The sequence below is a fragment of the Mangrovihabitans endophyticus genome, assembly GCF_014646155.1.
Lineage (GTDB): Bacteria > Actinomycetota > Actinomycetes > Mycobacteriales > Micromonosporaceae > Actinoplanes > Actinoplanes endophyticus.
Genome location: NZ_BMMX01000021.1, coordinates 1 through 14,467, shown reverse-complemented (window position 1 = coordinate 14,467; position 14,467 = coordinate 1). Strand labels below are relative to the sequence as shown.

At 71.0% G+C, this 14,467-nt stretch carries 13 protein-coding genes; 7 read left to right on the top strand and 6 right to left on the bottom strand.

Going from position 1 to position 14,467, the window contains the following annotated elements:
• Nucleotides 1–8 precede the first annotated feature (8 nt).
• Nucleotides 9–1,151 carry an ROK family transcriptional regulator gene (locus IEY73_RS20935; RefSeq protein ID WP_229716015.1) on the bottom strand — a complete coding sequence of 381 codons (1,143 nt, stop codon included), beginning with the start codon at nt 1,149–1,151 and terminating at the stop codon, nt 9–11.
• A 158-nt stretch (nt 1,152–1,309) separates the two neighbouring features.
• Nucleotides 1,310–2,464 carry a homogentisate 1,2-dioxygenase gene (locus IEY73_RS20930; protein ID WP_189080971.1) on the bottom strand — a complete coding sequence of 385 codons (1,155 nt, stop codon included), beginning with the start codon at nt 2,462–2,464 and terminating at the stop codon, nt 1,310–1,312.
• A 74-nt stretch (nt 2,465–2,538) separates the two neighbouring features.
• Between IEY73_RS20930 and IEY73_RS20925 the strand changes: the two genes are divergently transcribed.
• From IEY73_RS20925 to IEY73_RS20915, 3 genes are read left to right on the top strand one after another with little or no spacing between them, the layout of a single operon-like run.
• A complete protein-coding gene (locus tag IEY73_RS20925) occupies nt 2,539–3,384 on the top strand; it encodes a hypothetical protein (RefSeq protein WP_189080970.1) in 846 nt (281 codons plus the stop codon).
• Nucleotides 3,381–4,505 carry a fumarylacetoacetate hydrolase family protein gene (locus tag IEY73_RS20920; protein ID WP_189080969.1) on the top strand — a complete coding sequence of 375 codons (1,125 nt, stop codon included), beginning with the start codon at nt 3,381–3,383 and terminating at the stop codon, nt 4,503–4,505. Before IEY73_RS20925 ends, IEY73_RS20920 begins: the two co-directional genes overlap by 4 nt.
• A gap of 22 nt (nt 4,506–4,527) precedes the next feature.
• Nucleotides 4,528–4,986 (top strand): SRPBCC family protein, encoded by a 459-nt coding sequence (locus tag IEY73_RS20915; protein ID WP_189080968.1) that lies wholly within the window; start codon nt 4,528–4,530, stop codon nt 4,984–4,986.
• 24 nt (nt 4,987–5,010) lie between these two features.
• Here the strand turns inward: IEY73_RS20915 and IEY73_RS20910 are convergent, their stop codons facing one another.
• The gene (locus IEY73_RS20910; protein WP_189080967.1) at nt 5,011–6,105 is read right to left on the bottom strand and encodes an ROK family protein; all 1,095 of its coding nucleotides are present in this window, start codon (nt 6,103–6,105) and stop codon (nt 5,011–5,013) included.
• Nucleotides 6,106–6,153: 48 nt separating this feature from the next.
• Between IEY73_RS20910 and IEY73_RS20905 the strand changes: the two genes are divergently transcribed.
• Complete coding sequence (locus tag IEY73_RS20905; protein WP_229716014.1) at nt 6,154–7,380, top strand: MFS transporter; 1,227 nt, start codon at nt 6,154–6,156, stop codon at nt 7,378–7,380.
• A 6-nt stretch (nt 7,381–7,386) separates the two neighbouring features.
• Here IEY73_RS20905 and hisC read toward each other — a convergent pair whose 3' ends face one another.
• The 3 genes from hisC to hppD all read right to left on the bottom strand — a co-directional run bounded on the left by hisC (nt 7,387) and on the right by hppD (nt 10,643).
• Entirely contained in the window at nt 7,387–8,466 is a 1,080-nt protein-coding gene (hisC, locus tag IEY73_RS20900; RefSeq protein ID WP_189080965.1) for a histidinol-phosphate transaminase, read from the bottom strand.
• On the bottom strand, nt 8,463–9,416 hold the full coding sequence (locus IEY73_RS20895; RefSeq protein WP_189080964.1) for an RDD family protein: 954 nt from the start codon (nt 9,414–9,416) through the stop codon (nt 8,463–8,465). The genes hisC and IEY73_RS20895 overlap by 4 nt, the downstream gene beginning before the upstream one ends.
• Before the next feature lie 72 nt (nt 9,417–9,488).
• A complete protein-coding gene (gene hppD / locus IEY73_RS20890; RefSeq protein ID WP_189080963.1) occupies nt 9,489–10,643 on the bottom strand; it encodes a 4-hydroxyphenylpyruvate dioxygenase in 1,155 nt (384 codons plus the stop codon).
• An 85-nt stretch (nt 10,644–10,728) separates the two neighbouring features.
• Between hppD and IEY73_RS20885 the strand changes: the two genes are divergently transcribed.
• The 3 genes from IEY73_RS20885 to IEY73_RS20875 all read left to right on the top strand — a co-directional run bounded on the left by IEY73_RS20885 (nt 10,729) and on the right by IEY73_RS20875 (nt 14,388).
• On the top strand, nt 10,729–11,220 hold the full coding sequence (locus IEY73_RS20885) for an Lrp/AsnC family transcriptional regulator (protein WP_189080962.1): 492 nt from the start codon (nt 10,729–10,731) through the stop codon (nt 11,218–11,220).
• Between the two features lie 63 nt (nt 11,221–11,283).
• A complete protein-coding gene (locus IEY73_RS20880; protein WP_229716013.1) occupies nt 11,284–12,588 on the top strand; it encodes a PQQ-binding-like beta-propeller repeat protein in 1,305 nt (434 codons plus the stop codon).
• A gap of 123 nt (nt 12,589–12,711) precedes the next feature.
• Nucleotides 12,712–14,388 (top strand): fumarate hydratase, encoded by a 1,677-nt coding sequence (locus IEY73_RS20875; RefSeq protein WP_189080961.1) that lies wholly within the window; start codon nt 12,712–12,714, stop codon nt 14,386–14,388.
• The last annotated feature ends 79 nt before the right edge of the window (nt 14,389–14,467 follow it).

The following is a 14,467-nucleotide window of genomic DNA, read 5'->3' as shown; positions in this document are numbered from 1 at the left end:
GTCGCCGGTCAGTCGTCGCGGACCTCCGCGATCAAGGCTTCGCGCACCGTCGACAGCCCCGCATCCAGTGCTCCAAGCAGCACCGCGTCGCCCTCGACGCGGCTCACCGCGATGGCGCTCTCCAACGGGGCCAGCCGCACCATCGCGCTGTCCAACGCCGCGAGCAGGGCATCGCCACCGGCCCGGCCGACCGGCCCGGCCAGCACCACCAGGGACGGGTCGAGAACCGCGATGACCGCGGCCAACCCGATGGAGATCCGGTCCGCCAAGGCGGCGAAGAAGTCGGCGGCAGACTCCGCGCCCGCCGCCGCGGTGAGCATGACCTCCAGCGGCGTCTGCCCGGAGACGCCGTGGTCGCGTGCCAGTGCCAGCACGGCACGACCGCCGACCAGGTCGGTCAGGTCGACCTTGTGATCGGTCGAGCCCGGGGCGTACGTCGGCATGTAACCGATCTCGCCGGCGCCACCGCGGGCGCCACGCATGAGCGTGCCGCCGATGTCGATTGCCAGCCCGAGCCCCTCCTGGCCGAGCCAGAGCAGCGCGAACCCGTCCGCGGCCCGGCCGACGCCGTGCCGCCGCTCGGCGATTGCGGCGAGGTTGACGTCGTTGTCCACGGCGACGCCGGTGCCCAGTGCCTCGGTGATCTCGGCGACCAGCCCGGTGCGGCCGAAGCCGGGCACTTCGACGTGCCGGATCGTCTGCGTGCGGCTGTCGTAGGAGCCGGCCACCCCGACGTGAACGTGTTTGATCCGCTCCGCGGGAACCCCGCTGTCCCTCCGGAGCCGGTCCACCGCCTCGGCCAGTGCGGTCTGCGGGTCGGTGGCCAGAAAGTCCACACGGGAGTCGAACCGGGTACGCACCTCACCGGTCAGGTCGCAGAGAGCGGCGGTCACCGAGGGCGCGCGGCTCGCGTCGATGTCGCGCACCGAGACCGCGGCGACGTAGGCGGCGTCCGCGTTGGCGGCGTAGATCTCGGCGTTCGGACCGGGCCGGCCGCTGTCGTGACCCACCACGGTGACCAGACCCGCGTCGGTGAGCCGGCGCAGCACTTCGGAAATGGTGGGCGTGGAGAGTGCGGTGAGGCGACGCAGATCGGCGCGCGTCAGGTGGCCGGGGTCCAGCAGATGAGCCAGTGCCGCACTTTCGTTCATGGCGCGTAGCAGCTTCGACGAACCGGCTGGTCGCGACACTAACGGCCCCCGCAATATCGCCCGAGAACACTGCCAAACGGTTGACAGATGTCACGGAACGTAGCCGCGCCCTGGAGAAGTGTCAAGCCGCACCCTCAGTGCACAGACCCCTGCCGGGTCTACCTGCTCCACGTCCAGGCGTAGCCGGTGTCCTCCACTTCCAGGCCCGCGCTGCACAAGTCAAGCGGGCGGAACGTGTCAACCATGACCGCCAGCTCGTCGAACGCCTCGGCGCCCAGGGACCGCTCCACCGCGCCGGGCTGCGGCCCATGCGTGAAACCGGACGGGTGCAACGAGATCGATCCCTGCTCGATGCCCGATCCGCGCCGGGCCTCGTAGCTGCCGCCGGTGTAGAAGAGCATCTCGTCGGAGTCGACGTTGTGATGGTTGTACGGGATCGGCACCGCCTGCGGGTGGTAGTCGACCTTGCGCGGGACGAAGCTGCACACCACGAAGTTCGGTCCCTGGAATGTCTGGTGCACCGGCGGCGGCTGATGCACCCGGCCGGTGATCGGCTCGAAGTCGTGGATGGAGAACACCCACGGGTACTGGCAGCCGTCCCAGCCCACCACGTCGAACGGGTGCCGGGCGTAGACGTGCCGGGTCCAGCCGCCACGAGCGCGTACCAGAACCTCCACGTCCGACCCGTCGACCAGCAGCGGCGTCTCCGGGCCGCGCAGATCCCGTTCGCAGTAGGGCGAGTGCTCCAGGAACTGGCCGCGCACCGACAGGTATCGCTTGGGCGGCCCGACATGGCCGCTTGCCTCGATGGTGAGCAGCCGGACCTGGCTCTGCGGCACGATCCGGTGCACCACCGAGGTCGGGATGATCACGTAGTCGCCGGGACCGACCTCCAAGGCGCCGAACGTCGTTTCGATCAGGGCGCGGCCCGCCTCCACGTACAGGCACTCGTCGCCGACCGCGTCGCGATAGAGCGGGGACGGCCGGTCCGCGATCGCGTATCCGATCCGCACGTCCGCGTTCGCCAGCAGGTGCCGCCGACCCAGCACCGCGTCCGCCGGTCCCTCGTCCAGCTTGTGGGTGCGCAGGTGCCGGGGCTTCAGCGGGCGGTTCGGCACCTGCTCGTACGCCGGGGGCGTGAAGGCTTCCGCGGCGGTGATCGAGGTCGGCGCGTGCCGGTGGTAGAGCAGGCTGGAGTCGGAACTGAACCCCTCCTGCCCCATCAGTTCCTCGGCGTACAGCCCCCCGTCGGGAGCGCGGAACTGCGTGTGGCGCTTGCGAGGAATCTCGCCCACTCGGCGGTAATACGGCATCGTTGCCCCCCACCCGTGACGTGACATAGCGGACGCTGTTGTTGCCTATCGCAGCGTCTATTAGGTTCAGTTTCGTGTCAACGCTGGTGCCGCCGCTGTTCGCCGGGTTCGTCGATGATGCTGCGGTGCTGGCCCCCGGTTTCGCCTCCGCCCCGGATGCGCTGGCCCGGCACCGGGAGCACGTCACCGCGTGGTACGGCCCGCTCCTCGGGGTCTTCCTGCTGCCCACCTCGGAGACCGAGCGTGACGTGCCGCTCGGGGACGTCATGGTGGGACTGGTCAACGACGGCCCGATCGCCGGGTTGCCGGCCGTGATCGCGCGGCTGCGTGCGGCCGGGGTCGGCCTGGGCCGGGTGGAGGCCGCGGTGGCCCGTCGCGGCGAGGATCCGCAGCCGGGCCTGGACGAGCTCGGCAAGCTCGCCTCGACCACCGCCGGCCTGGACGTATACGCGGAGATCCCGCTCAGTTGGGGACTGCTCGCGGCGCTCGACCGGGTGGCGCAGGCCCGTGCCGAGGGCCTGTCCATCGGACCCAAGTTCCGGGTCGGCGGGCTGGCCGCCGAGTTGTTCCCGACGCCGGTGGAACTGGCCGCGGTGATCTGCGCCTGCCGGGACCGGGAGTTGCCGTTCCGGCTGGCGACCGGGCTGCGGCACGCCATGCGCCACACGGACCCGGAGACCGGGTTCACCCATCACGGCTTCCTGAACGTGCTGGTGGCCACGCTCCTCGCGACCGACGGCGCGGAGGTGGCCGAGGTGGCCGAGGTGCTTGCCGCGACACATCCGGTGCCGCTGGTGGAACCGGCCCGATCCCGTCGTGATCAGGCGCGCCCGCTGTGGTGCGGATTCGGCACCACGAACCTGCTGGAGCCGCTCACCGATCTGATCCGGCTGGGTCTGGTCGACGGGGGCTACTCGTGAGCCGATTCGGCCCGCGGAATCTGCCGTACGGGGTGTTCAGCGGTGACGACGGCGTGCGTCGCGTCGGGGTGCGGCTGGACGACACGGTCGTGGACTTGTCCGATGTGGACGAGTTGTGCCGGCGGCCGACGCTCAACCCGCTGATGGCTGCCGGGCCGGCCCGCTGGGCGCGATTGCGGCGGGCTGCGCGCGAGCATGTCGTCGACGCCCCCCGCATCCCGCTCCGCGCGGTGCGCTTGCATCTGCCGTTCGAGGTCGCGGACTACACCGACTTCTACTCCAGTGAGCAGCACGCGCGCCGGGTCGGTCAGATCCTGCGGCCGGACCGGGCCGCGCTGCCGCCCAGTTGGCGTCACCTGCCGATCGGCTACCACGGTCGCTCGGCCACGGTGGTCGTCTCCGGCACGCCGATCCCCCGCCCGTACGGGCAGCGCGGGGCGGGCGACTTCGGGCCGACCCGTCGACTCGACATCGAGGCCGAGGTCGGTTTCGTGGTCGGTGTCCCGGGTGACCGGATCCCGACCGCCGCATTCGCCGACCATGTGTTCGGGGTGGTGCTGGTCAACGACTGGTCGGCGCGGGACATTCAGGCCTTCGAATATCAGCCGCTGGGCCCGTTCCTGGGCAAGTCGTTCGCCACTTCGGTCTCGCCCTGGGTGGTGCCGCTGGCGGCGCTGGCCACCCGCCCCGCGGCGCTGCAGGAGCCGGAGCCGGTGGACTACCTGCGCCCGGCCGGGCCGGGTTTCGACATCCGGCTCGCCGTGGAGTGGAACGGCACACAGGTGGCCTCCCCGCCTTACGCGCAGATGTACTGGACCGCGGCGCAGCAGTTGGCACACCTGACCGTGAACGGGGCGCGGGTGCGCACCGGCGACCTGTACGCCTCGGGCACCGTCTCCGGCAGCCGGCGTGATCAGGCCGGCTCGTTCCTGGAGCTGACGTGGAACGGCACCGAACCGGTGACGCTGGCCGACGGCAGCCGGCGCGGATTCCTCTTGGACGGCGACACGGTGACCATTCACGGCGTTGCCGCCGGTGCCGACGGCGCGGACATCGGGCTGGGCTCGGTGAGCGGAACCGTGGTCGGTCAATCACTGTTCGAAGCGGCCGATACCCCGTAAGTTGTACGCGGGAGGTCACGCAATGTCGACGGTCGCGGTGACACGGCTGATAGAGGCGCCGGTCGTCGAGGTGTGGCGTGTCTTCACCGACCTGCCCCGCCGCAGCGAATGGCTGTCCACGGTGAGCTCCGTGGAGATGCTCACCGGCGGTCGGTTCGGGGCCGGGACGGTGTGGCGCGAGACCCGGACAATGGCCGACGGGGGCCGGATCACCGAGGAGTTCCGGGTGCGCGAGTGCGAGGTGCCGGAACGGTTCGTGGTGACATCGCCGGGCATCGGCGCGGACTACCGGATGACCTATACGTTCGTGCCGGTCATCGAGGGTCGGCACCGCGGCGGCACGATGGTCACCGTGGTGCAGGACGGCACCCCGACGGCGCCCGCGGGGCGACTGCTGGCGCTGGTGTTCGGCGGCCTGGCCGCCCGTACGGTGGAGGGCACCCTGCGACGCGACCTGGACGACCTGGCGGCGGTGTCCTGACCCGTCGGCGTGGCACGCCCGGCGTCACGTGGTGAGGCGGCTCAGCAGGGTGGTCCACGCTTCCTCGGCCGCGCCCGCGATCGGGCCGTCGTCGCCCAGGGTCGCGCGGCGCACGGCGGGGGCGGCGGCGCGGCGGACGTTCATCAGCCCGTCCCGGTAGGCGCGCATGATGTCGTCACGGGCGGCGTCCAACAGTTCGGCGCCCAGCCCGCCGAGCGTGACGACGTCGGCGTCCAGACCGTTCACCAGGCCGGCCATGCCGCGGCCCAGAGACCCGGCGATCACCGTGACCGCTTCGTGCCCGGTTGCGATCACCCGGCGCGCGTAGCTGACCGGGTCGGGCGGCTCGGGGTCGCCGATCAGCCGGGCCAGCGCGCCGCCGTCGACCGACGTTCCCCAGCATCCGTGCGCGCCGCACTTGCAGGGCACGCGCGGATCGCCGAACGGCATGTGGCCGAACTCTCCGCCGAAGCCGGAGGCGCCGGTCAGGACCCGTCCGTGGTCCACCACGGCGCCGCCCAGGCCGCCACCGATGCGCAGGTGGAGCGCCACCGAGGCACCGACCGCCGCGCCGCGGGCGGACTCCGCGGCGCCGGCCAGCGTGGCGTCGTTGCCGGCCACGAAGACTTCCGCGTCGGGCCAGATGGCGTGCAGATCCAGGTCGTGCCAGTCCAGGTAGGCACTGTCCAAGCGCTGCGTGCGGGTCACCGTGCCGGGCACCGCGACGCCGGTGCCGCGCAGTCGTGGGCCGTACCGGGAACGTCTGTTCTCGATCTCGGCGGCGACGACGCTGAGCACGTCACGGCCGTCGTGCCGGGCCTGCGCGGTGTGCAGCGTGCGACCACCTAGCTCCACGAGGTCGATGCGCCACGATTCGTGCGTGATGTCGACCGCGGCGATCAGCGGGCCGGCCGGATGCGGCAGCAGCGCGGTGGTGGGCCGCCCGCGGGCGCCGCTGGGCCGTGCGGGGGCCTCGACGACGAGGGCGGCCTCGCTGAGCCGACCGACCAGTTCGGTGGCCGCGCCGGTGCCGACACCGATGGACCGGGCGGCCTCGGCGCGAGTGATGCCCGGATGGGCGTGCACCGCGCGCAAGAGCTCGGTGGAGCGCGTCGTCACACGTCTGCCCCCTTCTTTTTGCTCTTTATCCAAGCTTATTCTGCGGAGGTGACTCCCGACCTGGACCGCCGTGCCCTTGCCGTGCTCGGCGCCTCCGCATTCTGCTACGTGACAGGCGAGACCATTCCGGTCGGTCTGCTCCCGCAGATCGCCACCGGTCTCTCGGTCCGAGAAGCCGCCGTCGGGTTGCTGCTGACCAGCTATGCGGTGGTTGCCGGGCTGTCCACGATTCCGTTCACCGCGCTGACCATGCGCGTCGACCGGCGCCGCCTGCTCGCCGTGACGGTAGCCGTCTTCGTGGTGTCGCAGGTGGCCGCCGCCGTCGCGCCGAGCTTCGGCGTGCTCGCCGGAGCCCGGCTGATCTGCGCCCTGGCGCACGGCGTGTTCTGGTCGGTGATCGGACCGGTGGCCGCCCGGCTCGCCCCGCCCGGTCAGGTGGGCCGGGCGACTGCGCTGGTCTTCCTGGGCAACTCGCTCGCCATCGTGCTCGGCGTGCCGGCCGGGACGGCGCTGGGACAGTGGCTGGGCTGGCGCATGGCGCTGGGCGTGCTGGCCGTCGGGGGAGCGTGCTGCGTGCTGGCGCTGATCACGGTGTTGCCCGGCTTGCCGGCGCTGCCGCGCGACCGGGCGGCACGCACCGGCGCACAGTTGCGCGCCGCGGTCCGCATCGTCCGGGACCGTGCGGTGCTCCGGCTCTGTGTCATCACCACCGTCGTGGTGATCGGGCACTTCGCGGCGTACACCTACGTTGCTCCGCTGGTGCGGCGCGACGGCGGTCTGGAGGGCGCCGGCCTGAGCCTGCTGTTGCTCGGCTACGGCGGCACCGGCCTGCTGGCGAACGCGGCGGTCGGCCGGTTCGTGGACCGTCGGCCGGGCGCGGTGCTGGTGGCGCTGCTGGCCGCGATGACCGCCTCGGTGGCCTTGCTCGCCCCGGTGCTGGGCGTGGTGCCGACGGTCGTGGTCACGCTGATCTGGGGTGGCGCGTTCACGGCGGTTCCGGTGTGCCTCGCGTCGGGCGTGCTGCGCGTGGCGCCGCATGCCCGGGACGCGGCGTCCGCCGTGTACGTGGTGGCCTTCCAGATCGGCATCGGCGGTGGTGCCCTGGTGGGTGAGCGCCTGGTCGGCGCGGGCCTGCTGGGTGTGCTCCCGGCTGCGGCGGCGGCGCTGGCGCTGCTCGGCTGCGTCCTGGTGGTGACGGCGCCGCGGGTCTTCCCGTGGCGGCTCTCCGCTGCGGATCAGCACCGGGCGGAGGCGGCGGCCACCGTCACCACGTGACGCCGGTCAGGTCAGGGCCGCCTCCGCCGCCGCCAAGAAGGCGTCGTTCTCCTCGGGCGTGCCGATGGTCACCCGTACGCCGTCCGGCTGGAACGGGCGGACGATCACGCCGCGGCCCTCGCAGGCGGCGCCGAACTCGGCCGAACGCTCGCCCAGCGGCAACCAGACGAAGTTGGCCTGACTGTCCGGCACTTCCACGGAGAGCTTGCGCAACCCCTCGGTGACCCGCTGGCGTTCCGCGACCACCAGCGCGCAGCGGCGCCGCACCTCGTCACCCGCGTCCAGCGCCGCGATGGCCGCAGCCTGGGCCACCAGGCTGGTGGAGAACGGGGTCAGCACCTTGCGGACGGCGGTGGCCACCTCCGGCTGCGCGACCAGGAATCCGATGCGCAGCCCGGCCAGGCCCCAGGCCTTGGACAGGGTGCGCAGGACCACCACATTGGGCCGGTCGCCGTATCGCGTCAGCGCGTCCGGGACCTCGGCGTCGGTGACGAATTCCCGGTACGCCTCGTCGAGCACCACCAACACGTCGGACGGTACGGCGTCCAGGAACCGGTCGATGTCCGCCGCCCGGACCGCGGTGCCGGTCGGATTGTTCGGGTTGCAGACGAAGGCCAGCCGGGTCCGCTCGGTGATCGCGTCGGCCATCGCGCGCAGGTCGTGGCCGTGCCCGGGGGTGTTCGGCACGCGCACGCTGGCGGCGCCGACGCCCGCGGTCACGATCGGGTACGCCTCGAAGGAACGCCACGAGTAGAGGATCTCGTCCCCGGGCAGGCAGGTCGTCTTGGCCAGGATCTCGGCCAGCGCCACCGAGCCGCACCCGGTGACGATCCGGTCCGCGGCCACGCCGTACCGGTCGGCGAGTTTGTCGCGCAACGCCAGCACGCCCATGTCCGGGTAGCGGTGCGCGGCGGCCACCGCCTCGGCGACCGCCTCCGGGACGCCGGGCAGCGGACCGTACGGCACCTCGTTGCTGGCCAGCTTGATCGCCTCGGCGATGCCGAGCTCGCGGGCCAGGTCGGCGACGTTGCGTCCGGGTACGTAACTGGGCAGCGCCTCAAGGTCGGCGCGGGTCAGCCGGGTCATCCCTGTCCTTCCGAGGATCCGCCGCCGTGCGAGGCGCCGACGGTGGGGCGGGCGTCGGGTGGGAACTCGACGACCACGGTGCGGGCGGTCTTGTCGTGCAGTGCCTGGCGTAGCTGCTGGTCGAACAGCGGCGATGCGCAGTCGATGAGTTGCAGGAGGAAGCCGAGCCCGGCGCAGCCCCACAGCGGCGTCCACAGGCCGAGCCGCGCCCAGCGGCGAAAGGCGCGTCCGAAGCCGATCGGGTCGGTGTGTTCGACCGCCATCACCCTGATGTGCATGATCCGCTTGCCGATGGTCTGGCCCCGGTTGGCGATCGCCGGCGCCTCATAGAGCAGCCACAGCAGCGTGGCGATGATCAGCATGGCCCACATCAGGTTTTGCATCCGGGACGTCGGCTGCGGTTGCTCGCCGAACGCGTTGCCGTTCGCGGCCTGCTGCACCGCCGCACGCCAGTACGGCGCGAACTCCTGCGCGAACTGGTACAGGAAGTAGCCGTTGACCACGACATTCAGCACGAGGACGGCGAGCACGTCGAGGATCCGGGCCACCAGGCGAGGGCCGAATCCGGCGAGCGCGAACCCGTGCGGGCGCGCCGCGATCATCGGCATGCCCGGCGGCGGCATCCAGCCGGGCAGTGGCTGGCTCCCGCGCGATGGCTGGTCGCCGCCGGTCGGCGGGGTGGGTGGGCCGGGCAAGCCGGGGCGATGCCCACCGGGCGGTTGCTGGGCAGGCGCCCCGGGATGCCAGCCGGGGAGCGCGGCCGGTGCGCCGGACGACGGGCCCGCATCGGATGACAGGGTGGGCTCCGCCGGCGGTTCCTCGGGCAGCGGTCCGTCCGGCGGGGCGGCGTCGACCGGCAAGGACCGGCCGACCCATCCATCACCGTCCCAGTACCGCTGGGTCGAGGTGTCGGCCGGATCCTTGTACCAGCCTGGCGGCAGCGAGCTCATGGAGAAACCTTTATCACGACGGCCGGGGCCGGCTCGTCGTGCCGGGTTCGCGGTGGCATCACCGGAACAGTGTTACAGGTTGCCGCGAAGCTCCTGCTCCCGCTCGATGGCCTCGAACAGGGCCTTGAAGTTGCCCTTGCCGAACCCGAGCGACCCGTGGCGTTCGATCAGCTCGAAGAACACCGTGGGCCGGTCCTGGACCGGCTTGGTGAAGATCTGCAGCAGGTAGCCGTCCTCGTCCCGGTCCACCAGGATGGACCGCTTCTTCAGCTCCTCGATGGGCGCGCGCACCTCGCCGATGCGCGCCCGCAGCTCCGGGTCGTCGTAGTACGAGCTCGGCGTCTCCAGGAACTCGCATCCCGCGGCGCGCATGGCGTCCACGCTGGCCAGGATGTCGTTGGTGGCGACCGCGACGTGCTGGGCGCCGGGCCCGCCGTAGAACTCCAGATACTCGTCGATCTGTGACTTGCGCTGCGACACGGCCGGCTCGTTGAGCGGGAACTTGACCTTTCGGGTGCCGTCCGCCACCACCTTGGACATCAGCGCGGAGTAGTCGGTGGCGATGTCGTCGCCGACGAACTCGGCCATGTTGGTGAATCCCATGACCCGGCGGTAGAACTCCACCCACTCGTCCATCCGGCCCAGTTCGACGTTGCCGACCACGTGGTCCACGGCCTGGAAGTACCGCTTGGGCTGCAGGCCGGCCGCGATCGCGGGCCGCCGGTCCACGATCGGGCCGCGGGTCACGAAACCGGGTAGGAACGGCCCGTCGTACCGGGAGCGGTCGATCAGGGTGTGCACCGTGTCGCCGTACGTGGCGATGGCGGCGACGCGGACCGTGCCGTGTGCGTCGCTCAGGTCGTGCGGTTCGGTGACCGCACGCGCGCCGGCCGCGACCGCGTGTCGGAACGCGGCGTCGGTGTCCGGCACGGTGAGCGCGATGTCACCGATGCCGTCGCTGTGCTTTGTCACATGCGCCGCGGCGGACGCGCCGGCGTGCACCGCACCGGTGAGTAGGAAGCGCGCGGATCCGCTCTCCAGCACGTACTCGGCGTGGTCGCGGTAGCCCTGCTCGGGCCCGCGGTACGCCACGCAGGTCATGCCGAACGCGGTGGAGTAGTAGTGGGCGGCCTGTTTCGCGTTGCCCACCAGGAAGTGCAGGTAGTCGACGCCCTTGACGGGGAAGACGTCGGCGGTCTCGGTTGCGTGTTCCATCGTCTGCGTCATGTTCTGAGGTTGGCGCAGGTCACATCGCTGGGCAACAGAGCCATGATCTCCTGATCAGTCTGTGCAATCGGTAGAGTGTTCAGCCGTGACGGCTAGTCAAGATGTGCAGCTCGATGCGCTCGACGCGCGCTTGCTCACGCTGCTCGACGAGGAACCCCGGATCGGCGTGCTGGAGACGTCTCGCCGGCTCGGCGTCGCGCGGGGCACGGTCCAGGCGCGCCTGGACAAGCTGGTCGCGCGGGGTGCCATCCGCGGCTTCGGGCCGCAGGTGGAACCGGCCGTGATCGGCTTCGGCATCACCAGCTTCGTCACCCTGGAGATCAGCCAGCGGTACGGCCATCGGGCGGTGGCGGACCACTTGGAGGGCATTCCCGAGGTGCTGGAGGCGCACACCATCACCGGCGCCGGTGACGTGCTGTGCCGCATCGTGGCGCGCTCGAACGCCGATTTGCAGCGGGTGATCGACCAGATCGTCGGCTACGACGGCATCGTCCGGGCGTCGACGATCATCGCGCTGGCGGAGTTGATCCCGTACCGGGTGCTGCCGTTGGTGCGTACCGCCGCAATAGGTTCATAGCCGTCCGACACGGGCAAAAGGTCCTGCGGTCCGACGCGGGTGGCCGTCGCTACCGTGTCGACCGTGGCCACGTCAGGTGCAACGGCGAAGGGCTACGCGGTGGCCGCCGTCGTGGTCGTCATCGTCCTGGCCACCACCGGGGTGTGGAATCCGTTCCCCAAACTCTGGGACTGGATCAACACCCGGGATCCGATCGCGCCCGGAGCCTCACAGTGGCAGGTGACCCTCGGCGGCACCCCGCAGAGCGTCACCTTCGCCGACGACGCGGTCATCGTGGAGTACCGGACCTCGGTGGAGGCGTACGGCCTGGGCGCCGGCATCCGGCTGTGGAAGTCCGACGCCGACTGGGCCGCGGTCGCGGGCTCCGGCAACGACTCCGTGGTGGTCACCGGACGGCTGCTCACCAAGGGTTACCAGGTGCTGGAACCGCGCACCGGGAAGGTCCGCCGCGCGGACCCCTCGGCCACCGCGGTGTGGACCTATGACAATGCCATCCTGGATCTGCGCTGCGGCAAGGGCGCGGAGTGCGAGTTGCGGGCCTGGGACCCGCGCGGCAGCCGCCCGCTGTGGACGATCGGCACCGGCGGGATCGGCTTCGTGCTGAACGCCAGCAACCCGGATCTGCCGGACACCCAGGTGCTGTCCTCGCCGCGGGCCGACGTGAAGGCCGCCGGGCCCGGCCAGATGCCCAGCCTGATCGGCCTGCCCGACGACGGGCACGTGCGCATCGTGGACACCGCGACCGGCCGGGTGGTGCAGACCGTGACCCCCCAAGCCGACCAGCGGATCGCGGTCACCGGCGGTCGCGTGCTCACCGTCACCGGGACCGCCAAGGACGGCACCTGCTATTACGACGTGGCCGCCACCGACCCGCCGTCCCCGGAAGTCGTCTGGCGCCGGCGGGGACTGAACCTGCGGACCGCGGACAACGGTTCCGCCTGCCGACAGGACCACGACCCGGCCGGCGGATATGACGTGGTGCTCGGCGTGGACCCGTACGGCCGGGAGGAGCTGATCTCCGCGCACGACGGCCGACGTCTCTGGCACGGCGAGCCGGATCAGCAGGTCCTGGCGGTGGACGACCGGTACGCGGTCATCCGCAACGCGGACAAGACGTCGGTATCCGGGCGCTCCCTGGGCCGCGGCGGCACGGTGTGGCGGCACGAGGTGAACGCGGGCGCGTCGGCGGCGATCACCCCGCACGCCGCGCTGGTGCTGAACACCAAGCCGGACCGGATCACCGCGCTCGCCCCGGGCAGCGGCGCGGTGCTGGTCGACGCGCGCACCGATGCCGAGGTGTACGCGTCCGGCCGGTCCGGACTGATGGCCGTCTCCGGGCGCGACATGGCATACCTGCCATTTCGATGACGGTCGGTCGCCGGCCCGCCCCGGGGACGACCTGACCGAGCGGAACCACATCGGCAAACCGGTATGCGTGCGTGACCGGACGGGTTCGCACGTTGCATCGGGGCTGGCCTAGGCTTGCCGCTCATGAGCAAAGCCTCCGCCTTCTCGTACTCGCCGCTGTTGCCGACTGGTGACGATCGCACCGAGTACCGTCTGGTCACGGACGAGGGCGTGGACGTGGTGAACGGTCCCGGCGGCCGTCGATTCCTCACCATCGACTCGGCCGTGATCAGCCAGCTCACCGCGGAGGCGATGCACGACATCGCGCACTTCCTGCGGCCCGCGCACCTGGCCCAGTTGCGGTCCATCATCGACGATCCGAAGGCCTCCGCCAACGACCGCTTCGTCGCGCTGGATCTGCTGCGCAACGCCAACATCGCGGCCGGCGGCGTGCTGCCCATGTGCCAAGACACCGGCACCGCGATCGTGATGGGCAAACGCGGCCGCCACGTGCTCACCGACGGGACCGACGAGCAGGCGGTCGCGGCCGGCGTCTACGAGGCGTACACCCGGCTCAACCTGCGGTATTCCCAGCTCGCGCCGCTGACCATGTGGGACGAGAAGAACACCGGGTCCAATCTGCCGGCACAGATCGAGCTGTACGCGGAGGACCCGGAGGGTCACCCGGACGCGTACAAGTTCCTGTTCATGGCCAAGGGTGGCGGCTCGGCCAACAAGTCGTATCTCTATCAGGAGACCAAGGCGCTGCTGAACCCGGCGCGGATGATGGAGTTCCTGGACGAGAAGCTGCGCCTGATCGGCACCTCCGCCTGCCCGCCCTATCACCTGGCCGTGGTGATCGGCGGGACCAGCGCGGAGTACGCGCTCAAGACGGCCAAGCTGGCCAGCGCCAAATATCTGGACAACCTGCCCCGGCACGGGACCATGGCGGCGCACGGCTTCCGGGACGTCGAGCTGGAAGCGGCGGTGCTGGAGTTGACCCGCGACTTCGGCATCGGTGCGCAGTTCGGCGGAAGATATTTCTGCCACGACGTGCGGGTGGTCCGGCTGCCCCGGCACGGCGCGTCCTGCCCGGTGGCGATCGCCGTCTCCTGCTCCGCCGACCGGCAGGCCGTCGCCAAGATCACGCCATCCGGAGTGTGGCTGGAGCGGCTGGAGGCCGACCCGGCGCGCTTCCTGCCCGACGTCACCGACTCGCACTTGGAATCGGACGAGGTCGTGCAGGTGGACCTCAACCAGCCGATGGAGGCCGTCCGGTCGCTGCTCTCGAAATACCCGGTCAAGACGCGGTTGTCGCTGTCCGGTCCGCTGGTGGTGGCCCGGGACATCGCGCACGCCAAGATCGCCGAGCGGCTGGACGCGGGCGAGCCGATGCCGCAATATCTGCGCGACCACGCGGTCTACTACGCCGGCCCGGCCAAGACCCCGGAGGGCTACGCGTCCGGGTCGTTCGGCCCCACCACGGCCGGTCGGATGGACGCATATGTGGAGAAGTTTCAGGCGGCGGGCGGCTCGCTGGTGATGCTCGCGAAGGGCAACCGGTCGGCGCAGGTGACCCAGGCGTGCCAGAAGCACGGCGGGTTCTATCTAGGCTCGATCGGCGGTCCGGCGGCCCGCCTCGCACAGGACTGCATCCGGCGTGTGGAGGTGCTGGAATACCCCGAGCTGGGCATGGAAGCGGTCTGGCGGATCGAGGTGGAGAATTTCCCGGCCTTCGTCGTGGTCGATGACAAGGGCAACGACTTCTTCGCCGAGACTTCCCGCCCGAAGACCGTCCTCCAGATAGGCGACCGCCCCTAGCCCCAATGCCGCGTAGTTAGCGGTGGTGGTGGAGCGTCAAGCGGGTGTGTCGATACATGCAGAACAGCGGAACTCCCGC